The following is a 14,385-nucleotide window of genomic DNA, read 5'->3' as shown; positions in this document are numbered from 1 at the left end:
AACGCGCCACGTGAACGAATGTCAAGCAAAGGGCCGGGGCTGGCCTGGTATGGTGCTCCTGGGCCATGGCGACCCGACGCTCGACTGCAGGCTCGACGGAACGCGCAACTGAGCGCACGCATGACGGCGGTGACGACCGTTTGCGCGCGCGCGCCCGCGGACGCGGCAAATACGACCGCTCGCTCGCCGCCGACGAACGCACGCGCGAGAAACGGCAAATCCTCTATCAGGCGGCGACGCGGGTCTTCGCATCACGCGGCTACACGAAGTCGACGGTCGACGACGTGTGCGACGCCGCGGGCGTGAGCCGCCGAACGTTCTACGAGCACTTCCGAGATCTCGAGGACCTCTTCATGCGCCTCCACGATCGCCTCGGTCGCATGGCCTTTGCGGCCGTCGAGGCATTCGTGACGGCACACGAGGACCCGGATGATCAGACGCGCGCTGGTGTCGAAGGGCTCTTGGGCCTCGTCGCGCGATTCCCTGCCGAGTCGCGGGTCGTGTTTCGCGAGCTATGGGGCCTCGGCCCCGAGGCATTCCGCCTCCGCTACGCGCTCCTCGCACGTTTCGCTGCGCTGATGACGCGGGGCCTTTCGGCGGCCCACGCGGCAGGTCGCTATCGGAAGCCACCGGACGAAATCCGCGTCTACGCCCTCGTGTCGGCCATCGAGGCGGTGGGAATGAAGTACATGGATTCGGGCGAGCACGAACGGGCCCTCGAGGCCGCGCCGGCGCTAGTCGACATGATCATCGCGGCCTTTCGGTGATCACGCCGGCACGGTGATTCCGGCGCGAGCGGTCTGTTACCTCGGGTATGGTCCGTCGCGCCGATGATCAAGAGCCCCGCGAAGGTCTTGGCCCTGTTAACGGGCCTGAACCTCCTCAACTACCTCGACCGGTACGTGCTCTCGGCGGTGCTCCCCAAGATCCAGGAGGATCTGCACCTCTCGAACTTCACGGCGGGTCTGCTCGGCGCCGTCTTCATGGTGAGCTACTTCCTGGCGAGTCCGCTGTTCGGCTCCCTCGCGGATCGCGGACGGCGCACGCCGCTCCTCGCGCTCGGCGTTTGTGTCTGGAGCGTCGCAACGGTGATGTCGGGGCTGGCTACGGGGACCGTGTCGCTCTTCATCGCGCGCGCGTTCGTCGGCGTTGGAGAGGCTAGCTACGCGACCATCGCGCCGACGCTCATCGACGACCTCGCGCCGATGGAGAAGAAGGGGCGCTGGCTCGCCATCTTCTTCGCGGCAACGCCCATCGGCTCGGCGCTGGGGTACCTCATGGGGGGCCCAGCGGCCCAGGCCTTCGGCTGGCGCTCGGCGTTCTTCATCGCCGGCGGCCCCGGCATCCTCCTGGCCCTCTCGTGCCTCGCCATCGTGGAGCCGGCGCGTGTCCTCGCGCCGGTGCGCGTGTCCGTACTTGCCGAGCTCCGTCCGCTCTTCGCCGGCGTGACCCGGCTCTTTGCGCGCGCCGACGCCAAGCTGACGTCTGTCTCGCCGCTCCTCGAGATCCCGCTCTATCGGGCCGCCGTGTTTGGCTATTGCGCGCAGACGGCGGCTGTCGGGGCTTTCGCGTTCTGGGCGCCGAAGTTCCTCTACGCGACGCACGGCCTCTCGCTCGGACGTGCCAATGTGCTTTTCGGCGCCGTCACCGTCATTGGTGGCGCCGTGGGTACGTGGCTCGGTGGAACGCTCGGAGATCGCGCCGGGAAGAAGCTCGCCGGCGAAGACGGCATGGTGCGCGGCTACCTGCGCGTCTCGGCGTGGGGCGGCATCATCGCCGCGCCCGCTGCGATGCTCGCGTTCCTCGCGCGGAGCTCCACGGAGTTCTTCGTTGTGGCGTTCATCTGCGAGGTCGGACTCTTCGCGGCCACCTCGCCCATCAACGCGGCCATCTTGCGCGCCGTGCCGGAAGGCCGCCGCGCGAGCGCCATGGCCCTCACGATTCTTCTGATCCACCTCCTCGGCGATTTGTGGTCCCCCGCCGCCGTTGGCTTCCTCGCCGATCAGCTGCCGCTGCGCATCGCCATGCAAGTGCTGCCCGTGGGCATCGCGCTGAGCGCACTCTTCTGGTGGCGCGTGCCGCGCACGAAAGCAGTCCCAAGCGCTTAAGACCCGCGCGCGAGGGACGTTCTAGGAGACGTACCTTGCCCCCTCTTCGAACGCTCCTTCGTCCGAGAGACGTCGCGCTGGTCGCGCTCGTCCTCGGCGGGTGTGCGAGCGCCCCGGAGGAGGTTGGCGAGGTGGGCAACGCGCCGGCGAAGGGCACGTTGAGCGTTGCCGCAGACGCGGGGACAAGTTCGGCGGTGACCTTCGACGAGATCTGTCTCGACGGCGCACCCTTGGCTCCCGCTCTCGGCTGCGACGGCTCCGATGCGCTAGACGACGCATTGGCGGCGCTGTCCTTGGACCGGTGCCGCTTCGGTGTCGATCCCGCGGCTGCCCTCATCCCCGCCAGTCCTCTCCGGAGCCCGAGTCTGGCGGCCGCGTTAGCAGGACCCCTGCGTCAGACGGTAGCGGCGCGGACGCTGGCCCAAACGTTGGGCGCGCGCGTCCGCCTCGCAGCGCCCGCGAGTCGCGTGATCACGACGCTGCGCGGACAGGCCCCGACGTGTTGGCCACGTTCGCCGCAAAAGGATCTTGTCGGCGCCCTCGGGACGGGCCTCCTCGCCGACGCCGATCGTGCCGCCGCGCTAGAAGCCGCCGCGTCGCTGCCGCCGGACATGGCGCGCGATCTCGGCGGCATCGTCCTCGCGCTCGCCGGCGCCTTTGACGAGGTCGCGCGCCTCTTGCCGCCAGCCGATCGCAACGCTTTCGAGCACTACACCAACTGGGTCCTCTACTCAGCGCCCACGGCCCCGTCGGCGGAGCAGCTCGCGTCGGTCGCGGCTTTCGATGATTCGGCGCTGACGCTCGCGGCTGCGAAGCTCAGCTACGCCGTGGAGAGCGCGAACCTCATGCGCTATGCGGGCCGTGATGTGCCCGACGTGACGATCCCGACGCGCCTTGGCGACATCGTCGTGCGAGGCCCCAGGGGCCACGAGACGCGCGCCGTGACGAGGCCCGTCGCGTTCTGGCTCGACACCGGAGGCGACGACGTCCTCCTCGTTCCCGCGGGGGCCGCCAGCCCGACGCAGCGCGTCTCTGTGCTCGTGGACCTCGCGGGCAACGATCGCTACGGCTACGTGGAGGGCGACAAGGGGACGAAGACCCGTCTGCCCGCCGACGCCAGCGGGCGCCTAGCCGAGGGGCGCACGAAATCGCGCACGGCGCGCCAAGGCGGCGCCTTCATGGGCATCGGGCTCATGTTTGACCTCGGCGCCGGCAAGGACGTGTATCGCTCGCTCGCACTCTCGCAGGGCGCGGCGGCGTTTGGCGTAGGCCTCGCCTTCGATGACGGTGGCGACGATGACTTCGCCGCCGAGACCTTGTCGCAGGGCGCCGCGGTGGCGGGCCTCGGCATCCTCATGGATGCTTCGGGCAACGATCAGCGGCGCGTCTTTACGCGTTCACAAGGCTACGGCGCCGCCCGCGGGACGGGCCTACTCCTCGATGTGAGCGGGAACGACGCGACGCGCGCCAACCCGGGCGACCCGAAGCTCGGCGGCGAGCTCTTGTACCCCGCCGATCCGGACTCCTACGTCCGCGCGTCGGCAAAGCCGAACCACAGCGCGGTGCAAGGCTTCGGCGAAGGCCGGCGCGGCCTCTCGGGCGACGGCGTCGGTGCCGGCGGCCTCGGGCTCCTGGCGGACCTCGCCGGCGACGATCGCTACGAGGCCGGCGCGTTCGCCCAGGGGGGTGGTCTCGAGGAGGGCCTTGGCATGCTGTTCGACGGCGGCGGCAACGACCGCTACGACGCGCTTGCGTATGCCCAGGGTGCGGGCAGTCACCGTGCCTTCGGGGTTCTCGTCGACGAGGGCGGCGACGATCGCTTTAATGCAGTTTACACACCCATCCGAACGGCTCTCGGCGTCGGCCACGATTACGGCGCGGGAGTGTTTCTCGACCTGGGCGGAAAGGACGCAGTCCGAGCGCCCACGCTGGCGCTTGGCGCCGGCAGCATGGGCGGCGCGGGCCTCTACCTCGCGCGAGGCGGCGACGACGCCTTTCAGGCGGCCTCCGCGGCAGCCTTCGCGACCACCGTTGCGACGGACAAGGTGACGGCCTCCACGCTCGCGGTCTTCGTGAAGGCATCGGGTAAGTCCAGCTACCGCGTCGCGAACCACGACGAGGACCTCGCCGGGTCCCTCTGGAAGAAGGACAAGGAGCCCACGCGCGAGCGCGCCGTGGGCCTCGATGCCCCATCGGGCAACTTGGACCTCTGAGTCGGAGCTGCCTCCGAGGCGGCGGAGCCCATCCTTTCGCGCGGTTCGCGTCGGACGCCTTTGAGCCACCGTCTGATCGGTGCTAACCAACGGCTCAGGTTGCTAGGGCCCCGTGGTCCCGCTTGGCGCAGAGGTTTTCGTGAGCTTCATCGACGAAAAGGCACGCAAAGAGCTCGCGCGCGTGCGCGAAGCTCGGGAAAATCAGGTCTACCCCTACTTCCGCGAGTTCGAGACCGGCGGCCTGCACACCCAAATTGCTGGGCGCCCCATCGTCAACTTCAGCTCCAACGACTACCTCGGCCTCACCAATCACCCGAAGGTCAAGGCCGCGTCCATCCGCGCCGTTGAGAAGTACGCCTGCGGCCTTTCGAGCTCTCGCGTTCAGGCCACGACGGTCGAGCACGTGGAACTCGAGAAGCGCCTCGCCAAGTGGTTTGGCTTCGAAAGCTGCCTCATGTTCACCACCGGGTATCAGGCGATGCTCGGTACGCTCGTGTCGCTCGCCGACAAAGATACGACCATCGTCCTCGACAGCTTGAGCCACGCCTGCATCCTCGACGGGACGTTCCTCGCCGCGGGCATCCCGAAAAACGGCTGCGAGGTCCGCTTCTTCAACCACAACTCGGCCAAGAGCCTCGAGCGCATCCTCTCCACGCGCGAGCGGAAGAACGCGCTCGTGGTCGTTGAGGGGATTTACTCACTCGACGGCGATCGCGCCCACCTGACCGAGTTTGTCGACATCTGCGCCAAGTACGACGCGGTCCTCGTCGTCGACGACGCCCACGGCACGGGCACGCTCGGCGAGCGCGGCACGGGCATTCTTGAAGAGATGAACCTCGTCGGGAAGGTGCCCGTCGTGGTCTCGACCTTCTCCAAGACCTTTGGCGGCATCGGCGGACTCTTGCTCGGGTCGACTGAGGTCGTCGAGTACATCAAGCACACGGCGCGCTCGTTCCTCTTCAGTGCATCGTTGCCGGTGCCCGTGGTGGCCGCCGCGAGCACCATCTTGGACATGCTCGAGCTGGAAGGCCCGGCGCTCGTCAAGGAGCTCCACCAAAAGGCCGGCTACATGCGCAGCCAGCTCACGAGCATCGGCTTCGATCTCGGAGCCTCGAACACGCACATCATGCCGGTCATGTGTCGCGAGGAGCGCAAGACGCTGTTCATGCACGTGGCGCTCCTTGAGTGCGGGGTGATGATGGTGCCCATCACCTATCCGGCGGTCAAACACGGCGAAGAGCGCCTTCGCGTCAACGTGACCCGAGGCCACACGCAAGAAGACATCGACCTCGCCTTGGAGTTGCTCAAGAGCTACGGCGAAGCGTTCTTCGTCCTCTCCGGCGAAGAGATCGGCCCGATGGAAACCGCGTGAGGGCCGGCAACGCCTAGCGCCTCGTGCCGGCCCACGAGCCGCCGTCTGTGTCGCTGTCGCCGTAGCCCCACATTCCCGTGATCGCCCGCCCGGCCTCTCCGCGCTCGAAGTAGCCACGGCCGCGCTTGCCCGAGTCGTCGCCTACCCAGATGTATGTGAACCGTGCGCCGGACACGGTGCCGGCGAGTCGTCCTTCGCCAAAGCGAGACGGCTCTGACGGCGTGCCGTAGTAGCCGACCAGGCCGGTGCCGTTGTCGGCGACGGACAACGTGAGTGGCCCCCAGTTGGTGTCGTAGTGGCCAACGAGCTCGTCACGCCCGAGCGCCTGCGCCAACGGGTGCATAGTCCCCGCGTCGACGCTGTCGGTCGTGTCTGGCAGCCCGACCGTGCACGCCGACGTGACGGCGGCGAAGGCGAGCAGGGGTGCCAAGGAGCGACGCATCCTCCTTCTTCGGAGCAAGCTTCGGGCCCAAGCGCCGACGTCGCGTTGATCTCACGCGGGCAGGCGCCCGCGACGAAAGCCCTCGTGGCCAAGCTGCGTACGCACATTGGCGACCTCTGCCTACTGGATCGGGGGCGAGCCTGGCGCCGGATCAGCTCGTTGGGGCCTTCCATGACGCCAGAGTTTGCCGCGCGTAAGCTAGTGCCAATGGTTCGCTCGGTGCGGCTCAAGGTCGGCGCAGGTGTGCTGGCGCTGTGCGGGCAGGTTCACGTCATTGGATGCCTCGACACGAGCGTCCTCACCGAGGGCGGGCCCCGACCGACTTGCGACGGCGGGGCCTGCGATGGCGGCTCCGGCGTCCTGCCGACGGGCGACGCGGCCTCCCAACCGACCCCCGACGCGGCGTTGGTTTGCAAAGCCGGTGATGTCACGACGTTCGCCCCGCAGTGGAAGCCGCCCAAGAATCGCCAGACCGTGTGCACCGCGGGTCAGGTGGACTCCTTCGCCGGCTGCTTCTTTGGGCCTGCCGCCAACAGCCCGACGTGCGTCTCGTTCGTGGATGCACCGACGAATGCACTCTGCAGAGACTGCCTCCTCTCCGACATCACCGACGCGGCCTACGGCCCCTTCGTGAAGCTCGGCACCGACGCCATCACGGCCAACGTTGAGGGATGCGTCGCGCTCGTGACGGGGCAGAAGAGCGCCAGCGGCTGCGGCGCAAAAGCGCAAGCGCTCGCCCAATGCACCGCCGCTTCGTGTGGACCGACCTGCCCCGTGTCGACGCACGCCCAAGTCGTCGAATACACGAAGTGCCTTGACGCGGCGGGCAAGACGACCTGCAAGTCGTACGCAACGGCGGCCGAGTGCATCAAGGCGGAGCTCGCGCCGGGACAACCTGCGGAGGGCTGCGCGAGCGGTGCGTCGATTGAACTGGCGGCGGCGGCGCTGGGGAAGTTTTTTTGTTCGCCTTAGGGCGCGGACGAGCTCGGGCGCGTCTTAGACCGCGGTCAAATACCGCGTCTCGGGGTTTTCCCTGCGCCAGATGACGAAGTCCATGAAGTAGTGGTGGATGTTCACGAAGGCGTAGAGCGCGGCGAAGTAGGGCGTGGGGCCCATGTCCGTGAGGCGTGACTTCTTCGGCACGAGGAGGTCATCGAGCGCTGTCGGCGCGCCGTGGAAGAGCACCCACCCGAGCGCCAACGCCGAGACCGCCAGGATGCCCATCCGTACCTGCGCCGACGTCTCGAACCAGGGAGGTCCCTCGCGTTCGACGGCTTCGCCGCGCCGCAACAGCCACACGAAATAGAGATACTGCACGGAATGCAGCGCGGGGATGACGTACCGCACCAGCGGATCGGCGCTCGAATAGATCGACCAGGTCCAGACGCTGACGAGGAACGCGGTGAGCGGCGTCGCGATGGGAAGCGCGCCCTCGCGGCGCCACTTCCGGGCGAGCATGACGACGACCACGGCGGCGCTGGCGAAGCAGAGCGTGCGCGTCAGGGCCTCGAGCCCCGCGGGGTGGCGCACGCTCCAGTAGACGACGCCCTTCTCTTCAATGGCCCGCCCCGGGTCGAAGGGGCTGGCCCAGGCGTAGGCCCACCCCAAAAACGCGTGGGCAAGCAGGACGCGTCGCTCTGCGGGATCGAAACGAACACCTCGCCGCGCGGCGAGCACGGTCATGACGCCGAAGCCCTGCTTGACGTAGTGCCAGCCGACGAGGAAGAACATGAGCTGGATGAGCAGACCAAGGGCGAACGCCGAACGCGATGACAGCGCATACGCAGCCCAGAGAGCGAGCACGAGCGGCACCACGAAGCCCGCGAGGAGGTATCGGACTCGCTGAAACGGTGGGAACAGGTCGCCGAGGGCTCTCCCGCGAGCGTTCTTGTAAAAGAGCAGGTAGGTGACCGCGAAGTGGGGGTCGTTGATGAGGTGGGCTCCGTAGAAGGTCAGAAACCCGATGGCGTATTCGGTGGGGCCGAGTCCGAAGGACCTCCGCAGCGCATAGGAGAGGGCGAACAGGAGCGGCGTGGCGCCGCCCACGAGCAGGAACTCGACAGCGCGCCGCGTGCCGCTCTCCGCAGGGACGGCCGCCGTGGCTGAGCGGGGTGCGGCCGTAACGGTCGTTGCCATTCGCGCGCCCGATGATACCGCGCCGCGCCGCTCGGTTGCGAAGCGCGTAGGATGTGGTCATGCACTGCGCGAGGCACACGTAGGCGTCGTGGGGCGCTACCGGGCTAGAGACGCGGTTCGCCTGCCGAGCCTCATCAGCTGGTCCAGGGTTCCGCTCGCGCTGCTGTTCCCCTTCGCGGTGCACGACCCTTGGCTCGCTGCGACGGTGCTCTTGGCCGCCGCCTTGAGCGACGTCGTGGACGGGGCATTGGCCCGCCGCCTCGGCCTCGTGACGGCCACCGGGGCCGTCATCGACGGGCTCACCGACAAGCTCTTCGTCGCCACCGTAGTCGTGACGCTCGTTGTTGTGGGCACCCTCCCGGCCTCGGCGACGCTGCTCTTGGGGGCTCGCGAAATCGGCGAGGCTCCGCTCGTTGTCTGGTACGCCGTGAGCGCCCGGCTCCGGCGCGCCCGCGTGCAAGCGCCGGCGGCCAACGTGCCTGGCAAGGTCGCGACGGTGCTTCAGTTTGCCGCCGTCGTGTTCGCGATCTTCGGCTCGCCGCACACGACCGCCTTGCTCTGGGGGACCGGGGCGGCCGGTGTCATCGCCGCCATCAGCTATGCGCGGCGGGCGGTGGGCCTCTACCGAGCCTTCCCGTAGGCCGCCACCGCGCGGGTGCGTTACCCTGCCCTCGTGACCACGACCACGGAACGCGTCGCCCTGCCGCTCTCGGGTGGCAAGCTGCGCCTCGTGGTGGTCGCCGACACGCACAGCGCGCCGCACGCGCGGAGCGCCGCGCTCGTCGCCGAGCAGCGCCCAGACCGCATCCTCCACGCGGGTGACATCGGAGACCGCTCGGTCGTTGTTGACCTTGCCAAGGTCGCGCCGACACTGGCGGTGCGCGGCAACATCGATGACCTGGAGCTGCCCGACGAGCTCGTCGTCGACGTCTGCGGCGATGATGGTGCGTCCCTGACGCGCATTTTGCTCCTTCACATCGCGGTCAACGGACCGCGGCTCCGCGCCGACGCGGCCCGCCGGGCGCGCGCCGAGGACGCTGCGCTGGTCATTTGTGGCCATTCGCACGTGCCCTTCCTTGGCCAAGACGGTCCCTTCGTGATCTTCAACCCTGGCTCCATCGGCCCCCGCCGCTTTGACCTCCCGATCGTCTTCGGCGTCATCGACATCTCACGCAGCGGCGTGGAGCTTCATCACGTCGACTGCGAAAGCGGGCGCCGCTGGGTGCCGAAGCGGCCTGTCTGAGCCGGATCCACCGGTCTCGGGACCCGGGCGCGTTGTCGCGCTAGAATGCGCGTCATGCGCTGGTTGGCTCCTGAATCTCTTCGCCCGACGACCCCGCGGCCCCGGCTTCAGAGACTTGGGGCACTGGCGTTCGCCGTCGCCGCGATATCGGCGTGCGCTCAGGACTTCGACGCGTTCCAGCTGGTCGCTGACGGGAGCGCTGGTGCCGAGGGCGCTTCGATCACGCAGGCCGGCCCGGACGGCGGCGCGGTCACGGGCGAGGGCGGCGCGGTGACCGATTCGTCGGCCATCGACGGCGCCCTCATCACCGACGCCACCACCCCCGACGCTGCGCCTGGCGACGCGTCCACGCCTGATTCGTCTGTGCCGGTAGACGCTAGCGCCGACGCGCGACTGCCGGCTTGCACCGAGTCGGGGGCGGTCTTGGCTCTAGGCCATTGCTACTTCGGGCTCGCCGCCAACCAGTCTTGGGATGCGGCGAAGGCCTCTTGCGAAGCCGCTGGCGCGCACCTCGTCACGATCACGAGTGCGGCCGAGCAGACGGTTGCAGCGGGCTTCGCCAGCGGCAAGGAGCGCTGGATTGCGCTGCGCCGGCCCAACGGCTCCGCCGCCAACGATGCGTCGTACACGTGGTCGACCGGTGAGGCGCGCGGCGGCTTCAGCAGTTGGGCGAGCAACGAACCCAACGGCTCCGGGGAATGCGTGCGATTGACCAACGGCGGCTCCTGGGGCGATACGTCCTGCAACGGTGGCGGCGGCGGTCGTTCCGGACTCTGCGAACGCGACTGAGCCGCACGAGAGCGGAAGCGCGCAGGCCGCGTTAGACGCCCTTCGCCCACGGTTGGTAGAGAGCGCGAGCCGAGGCGGCCACGTCTTTGGCACCCAGCAGCGCCCGGATCACGGCGACGCCGTCGGCCCCCGCCGCGCGGCAGCGTGACACCTTGTCGGCTTCGATGCCGCCGAGCGCGTACACGAGGAACCTCGCCTTGCCGATGTCCTTCGCTTCGCGGAGCGCCGCCGTGCCGCGGGCCGTCCCCTTCCCAGGGCTCGCGTAGATGGGGCTGACGAGGACGGCGTTCGCCCCGTCGATGAGCGCGCGGCGAAGCTCATCGGCGGTGTGTGCCGAGACGGACACGAAGGTCTCGGGACCGCACGAGCGGCGCGCATCGGCGACGGACGGGGCGCCACGCCCGAGGTGAACACCGTCGGCGCCGACCTCGGCGGCCGTCGCCGGGTCTCCGTTGATCAGCAACGGGACGCCGAGGCCTTCGGTGAGGCGGCGAAGCTCGCGGGCGCGAGCGCTGAAGTCCGCTGGCTTCTTTCCTTTGGCGCGGTATTGCACCGCGAAGGCCCCGGCCGGCAACTCCGTCGCGACGCGGGCGATCACGCGCGCGGTGTGCGCGTCCCCGTAGGCAGGATCCGTGATCAGGAGCAGCGGAGGGAACGTGAGTGCCATAGGTTCGGCCGGCGCCTCATGCCCTCCCCCGCGGAGCACGCTGCCAAAGCCAGAAAGCACAGTTTAGAAACGATCGCGCCGGGAAGCCACCGGTGACCGACTTGACTTCAATCTTGCGGTCGCCGACCGCACTCCGACGATCTACTCGCGCCGGTCGAGCTCCTCGCGGGCCGCAGGGACGTGACGACTCGAAGGGTACCGCTCCACCAGGAACCGGTAGGTCTGCCGCGCCGCGCGCGGCTCACCGGCGTCGGCGAAAGACTGGCCCAGGGCCCAGAGCGCGTCGCCCGCCGTCTCCTCCTGCCGGAGGCCCGGGTCGATGCCGCGCCCGCACTGGAACGGCGCCGTGGCGACGGCCGCGCTGAGGGCGCCCATGACGACGATGCGCGTCATTCGATGAGTCCTGCGGTAGGGCTCGAAGCGTTGGCGTATCGGCTCTTGGGCATTCGCCCGGCGAGGAACGCCTTGCGTCCTGCGCCTACCGCCTCACGCATGGCGGTTGCCATGAGGACCGGGTCTTTCGCGTGAGCGATGGCGGTGTTCATCAGGATCGCCTGGCATCCCAGCTCCATGGCCACGGCGGCGTCACTCGCCGTGCCGACGCCAGCGTCGACGATGACGGGGACGCGAGCCTGTTCGACGATGATCGAGAGGTTGTGCGGGCTCGTGATGCCGAGGCCGCTGCCGATGGGCGCCGCGAGCGGCATCACGGCGGCGCAGCCGACGTCTTCCAACTTCTTGCAGAGCACCGGATCGTCGATGCAGTAGGGCAGCACCGTGAAGCCCTCCTTCACGAGGATCTTGCAGGCCTCCAGCGTCTCCTCGTTGTCGGGATAGAGCGTCTTCTTGTCGCCGATGACCTCCACTTTGACGAGTCCTGCGATGCCCAGCTCCCTCGCCAGACGAAGCGTCCGCACCGCTTCGTCGGCCGTGTAGCAGCCCGCCGTGTTGGGCAGGAGCGTCCAATCCTTGCGACGTGAGAGGAGCGTCGCCAGCGAACCCGCGGAGCGATCGCCGAGATCGACGCGACGCAGTGCCACTGTCACGATCTCGGCGCCGGAGGCGTCGATGGCCTGCTCCGTCTCTTCCGTGGACTTGTATTTGCCCGTGCCCACGATAAGGCGGCTTTGGTAGGTCTTGCCTGCGAGAACGAAGGGGTCGCTCATGTGGGGAGCTATAGCGCACCTCGCGGCCCGTGATGAGGCTCGGGTTCGCTCCTCGGCGGAACCGTCACCCGAGCGGCGGCTCCTTCCAACGTCGGTGCAGCCAGAGCCAACTGGTGGGGTGGGCGCAGATGAACCGCTCGAGCGCCGCGGTCGCTTCGCGAGTGGTCGCCTCGATCCACGCGGCATCGGCTCGCGCGGGGGGCTCGAAGGTGGCGAGCGTGGAAATGACGTGCGTCCCGTTGGGCAAGCGTCTTCCCGCGGCGACGAGGAGCGGCGCACCACTCCGGGCCGCCACCGTGGCGGGCGTCTTGTCGAGCCACGCCGTCGCGCCAAGAAAGCTGCCGCGCACACCGTGCCGTCGCCGCGCAGGGACTTGGTCGAGCATCATGGCGACGGCCCCGCCCTTCTGGAGCTGCGAGTGTGCGCTCCGGAGCGCGCCTCTGGGCTCCACGAGACGGACCCCTCGCGCCGCGCGAGTGCGCTGCCAGAACGCGTCGAGGAACCTGACTCGGAGGCGCTTCGTGACGACGACGAGCGGCAGCTCGCGAGCCACGGCGCACGCGGCCAAATCCCAATTGCCGGTGTGCGACGCAGCGATCACCACACCGCGCCGACGTTGGCGAATGTCGTCGAGGCTTCTGCGCGCGGCCTCGTCGAACGTCACCCAGGGGCTGATGTCGGTTCGTCGGTTGGCCGACCACAAGAGCTCGATGAGGCCGGCGCCCAAGGAACCGTACATGCCCCTAGCGGCGCGTGGGTCGAGACCGGCCCGTACGAGGCAAGCTTCCACGTGGGCCCGCCGCACGCGCAGAAGCGTGCCGGCGAACCACGCCGCGAAGGCGCCGAACGCGGCGCGGGCGCGCCATGGGAACAAGGCCAAGGACCGGGCGAGACCCAAGAGGAGCCACTCGCCCGGTGCTCGCCCCGCTGGCACAAGCGGGACGTCGAGGACGCCGTCGCTCTCGCGCGGGGAGGTACCCACGAAAGCCGGCTGGGCCATGGCCTCGAGGGCGTTAGGAGCCGAAGCCGGGCCGGCGCGTGGGCGAGCCGGCGGTGCCTTCGACGAGGACCGCGAAGACGTCCGCGGTGACGACCGCGCCCATCTCCTTCTTGCCATTCTTCACCCAGAGCAGGTCGCCGTCGCGCTTGACGGCTTCCACCCGCGGCATCGACATGCCGGCGCCCCCGTGGGCGACATGGAGCGTCAACGTGGTGCCTTCCGGCATCACGCGAAAGCCGTCCTTCTCTTCTTTGACCTGGGCCTGCTTGAGGATCATGTCGAGGTGCTCGGGCGTCATGGGCGCGACGATAACCCCACCGGCCGCAATTCCCCAGCGCTCATTCAGGGAACAGCGCCGCTCTGCGCGAAACACCGAAAAAGACTTCGCGGGGCGGCCTTCGGGCCGGTTGTGGGAATCGCCGCCTCGGGCCATGATCCCGACCTCCCCGTGCCTGCCGGTCTTAAAGTCGACGTTCCCAAAGACGTGGTCGTGCGCCTCGACGACGTGTCCAAGTCGTTCGGCGAGCAAGACGTCCTGAAGCACATCAGCTTCGACGCGCGCCGTGCCGAAACGACCGTCATCATTGGGGGCTCCGGCGCCGGCAAGACGACCCTCATCCGGATCATCGTCGCTCTCGAAAAGCCGACCTCCGGGCGGGTCATCATCGACGGCGAGGACATCGTCCCCATGCGCGACAGCGCCCTCAACGCCGTCCGGCGCAAGTTCGGCATGGTCTACCAGTACGCGGCGCTCCTCGACTCCCAGACGGTCATGGAGAACGTCGCGTTCCCGCTCGTCGAGCACACGAAGCTGAGCGGCAAGGAGATCCGCGAACGCGTCCTCGCAAAGCTCGAGGTCGTGGGTCTCGACCCGCTGGTCGTTGAAACGAAGTTCCCTGCGGAGCTGTCCGGCGGCATGCGCAAGCGCGTCGGTCTCGCTCGCGCGTTGATGCTCGAACCAAAGGTCCTCGTCTACGACGAGCCCACCAGCGGACTCGACCCGGAGATGAGTCGGCTCGTCGACGACCTCATCGAAGAGACGCGTGATCGTTTCGGGGTGACGAGCCTTGTCATCTCGCACGACATCGCGAGCTGCTTTCGTATCGCGCACCAGGCCATCTTGGTCATCAAGGGCGAGGTCGTGGCGCGGGGAAAACCGGAAGAATTGGCCCACGGCGACAACGAGGTCGCCAAGCACTTCATCCGCGAATCGTGGGTCGACGTCGATGCGGTTTCGTCGCGTCGGTAA

General features: G+C 68.4%; 16 protein-coding genes. 9 read left to right on the top strand and 7 right to left on the bottom strand.

Going from position 1 to position 14,385, the window contains the following annotated elements; genetic code table 11:
• Positions 1 to 65 precede the first annotated feature (65 nt).
• From IPG50_01480 to IPG50_01465, 4 genes are all read left to right on the top strand, one after another.
• Positions 66 to 767: a TetR/AcrR family transcriptional regulator gene (locus tag IPG50_01480; protein ID MBK6690874.1), complete on the top strand. Its 702-nt coding sequence runs from the start codon at positions 66 to 68 to the stop codon at positions 765 to 767.
• A gap of 63 nt (positions 768 to 830) precedes the next feature.
• The gene (locus IPG50_01475; GenBank protein MBK6690873.1) at positions 831 to 2,108 is read left to right on the top strand and encodes an MFS transporter; all 1,278 of its coding nucleotides are present in this window, start codon (positions 831 to 833) and stop codon (positions 2,106 to 2,108) included.
• Between the two features lie 35 nt (positions 2,109 to 2,143).
• On the top strand, positions 2,144 to 4,321 hold the full coding sequence (locus IPG50_01470; protein ID MBK6690872.1) for a hypothetical protein: 2,178 nt from the start codon (positions 2,144 to 2,146) through the stop codon (positions 4,319 to 4,321).
• Between the two features lie 139 nt (positions 4,322 to 4,460).
• Positions 4,461 to 5,693, top strand: coding sequence for a pyridoxal phosphate-dependent aminotransferase family protein (locus tag IPG50_01465; GenBank protein MBK6690871.1), 1,233 nt, complete (start codon positions 4,461 to 4,463; stop codon positions 5,691 to 5,693).
• A gap of 13 nt (positions 5,694 to 5,706) precedes the next feature.
• Here IPG50_01465 and IPG50_01460 read toward each other — a convergent pair whose 3' ends face one another.
• On the bottom strand, positions 5,707 to 6,123 hold the full coding sequence (locus IPG50_01460) for a hypothetical protein (GenBank protein MBK6690870.1): 417 nt from the start codon (positions 6,121 to 6,123) through the stop codon (positions 5,707 to 5,709).
• Positions 6,124 to 6,342: 219 nt separating this feature from the next.
• Here IPG50_01460 and IPG50_01455 point away from each other — a divergent pair, with 219 nt between their 5' ends.
• Positions 6,343 to 7,107, top strand: a complete 765-nt coding sequence (locus tag IPG50_01455) for a hypothetical protein (protein MBK6690869.1) — start codon at positions 6,343 to 6,345, stop codon at positions 7,105 to 7,107.
• Between the two features lie 24 nt (positions 7,108 to 7,131).
• On the opposite strand, the gene IPG50_01450 is transcribed toward IPG50_01455, so the two are convergent.
• Positions 7,132 to 8,271 (bottom strand): hypothetical protein, encoded by a 1,140-nt coding sequence (locus tag IPG50_01450; GenBank protein ID MBK6690868.1) that lies wholly within the window; start codon positions 8,269 to 8,271, stop codon positions 7,132 to 7,134.
• A gap of 88 nt (positions 8,272 to 8,359) precedes the next feature.
• Between IPG50_01450 and IPG50_01445 the strand changes: the two genes are divergently transcribed.
• Genes IPG50_01445 through IPG50_01435 form a run of 3 tightly spaced genes read left to right on the top strand, consistent with a single transcriptional unit; the run spans position 8,360 to position 10,303 of the window.
• Entirely contained in the window at positions 8,360 to 8,911 is a 552-nt protein-coding gene (locus tag IPG50_01445) for a CDP-alcohol phosphatidyltransferase family protein (GenBank protein ID MBK6690867.1), read from the top strand.
• Positions 8,912 to 8,944: 33 nt separating this feature from the next.
• Positions 8,945 to 9,514: a metallophosphoesterase family protein gene (locus IPG50_01440; GenBank protein MBK6690866.1), complete on the top strand. Its 570-nt coding sequence runs from the start codon at positions 8,945 to 8,947 to the stop codon at positions 9,512 to 9,514.
• 54 nt (positions 9,515 to 9,568) lie between these two features.
• The gene (locus tag IPG50_01435) at positions 9,569 to 10,303 is read left to right on the top strand and encodes a C-type lectin domain-containing protein (GenBank protein MBK6690865.1); all 735 of its coding nucleotides are present in this window, start codon (positions 9,569 to 9,571) and stop codon (positions 10,301 to 10,303) included.
• A gap of 31 nt (positions 10,304 to 10,334) precedes the next feature.
• On the opposite strand, the gene IPG50_01430 is transcribed toward IPG50_01435, so the two are convergent.
• From IPG50_01430 to IPG50_01410, 5 genes are all read right to left on the bottom strand, one after another.
• Positions 10,335 to 10,970 carry a thiamine phosphate synthase gene (locus IPG50_01430; protein ID MBK6690864.1) on the bottom strand — a complete coding sequence of 212 codons (636 nt, stop codon included), beginning with the start codon at positions 10,968 to 10,970 and terminating at the stop codon, positions 10,335 to 10,337.
• A 141-nt stretch (positions 10,971 to 11,111) separates the two neighbouring features.
• Complete coding sequence (locus IPG50_01425) at positions 11,112 to 11,363, bottom strand: tetratricopeptide repeat protein (GenBank protein ID MBK6690863.1); 252 nt, start codon at positions 11,361 to 11,363, stop codon at positions 11,112 to 11,114.
• Complete coding sequence (locus IPG50_01420) at positions 11,360 to 12,136, bottom strand: thiazole synthase (protein MBK6690862.1); 777 nt, start codon at positions 12,134 to 12,136, stop codon at positions 11,360 to 11,362. The genes IPG50_01425 and IPG50_01420 overlap by 4 nt, the downstream gene beginning before the upstream one ends.
• 64 nt (positions 12,137 to 12,200) lie before the next feature.
• Entirely contained in the window at positions 12,201 to 13,136 is a 936-nt protein-coding gene (locus IPG50_01415) for a lysophospholipid acyltransferase family protein (protein ID MBK6690861.1), read from the bottom strand.
• A gap of 13 nt (positions 13,137 to 13,149) precedes the next feature.
• Positions 13,150 to 13,434: a hypothetical protein gene (locus tag IPG50_01410; protein ID MBK6690860.1), complete on the bottom strand. Its 285-nt coding sequence runs from the start codon at positions 13,432 to 13,434 to the stop codon at positions 13,150 to 13,152.
• On the opposite strand from IPG50_01410, the gene IPG50_01405 reads away from it, so the two are divergent.
• On the top strand, positions 13,333 to 14,385 hold the full coding sequence (locus tag IPG50_01405) for an ATP-binding cassette domain-containing protein (protein MBK6690859.1): 1,053 nt from the start codon (positions 13,333 to 13,335) through the stop codon (positions 14,383 to 14,385). The genes IPG50_01410 and IPG50_01405 overlap by 102 nt on opposite strands.

This window comes from Myxococcales bacterium (assembly GCA_016703425.1).
Lineage (GTDB): Bacteria > Myxococcota_A > Polyangia > Polyangiales > Polyangiaceae > JADJCA01.
Note: the sequence above shows the minus strand (reverse complement) of the source record. Positions and strands in the feature narration are given on the sequence as shown.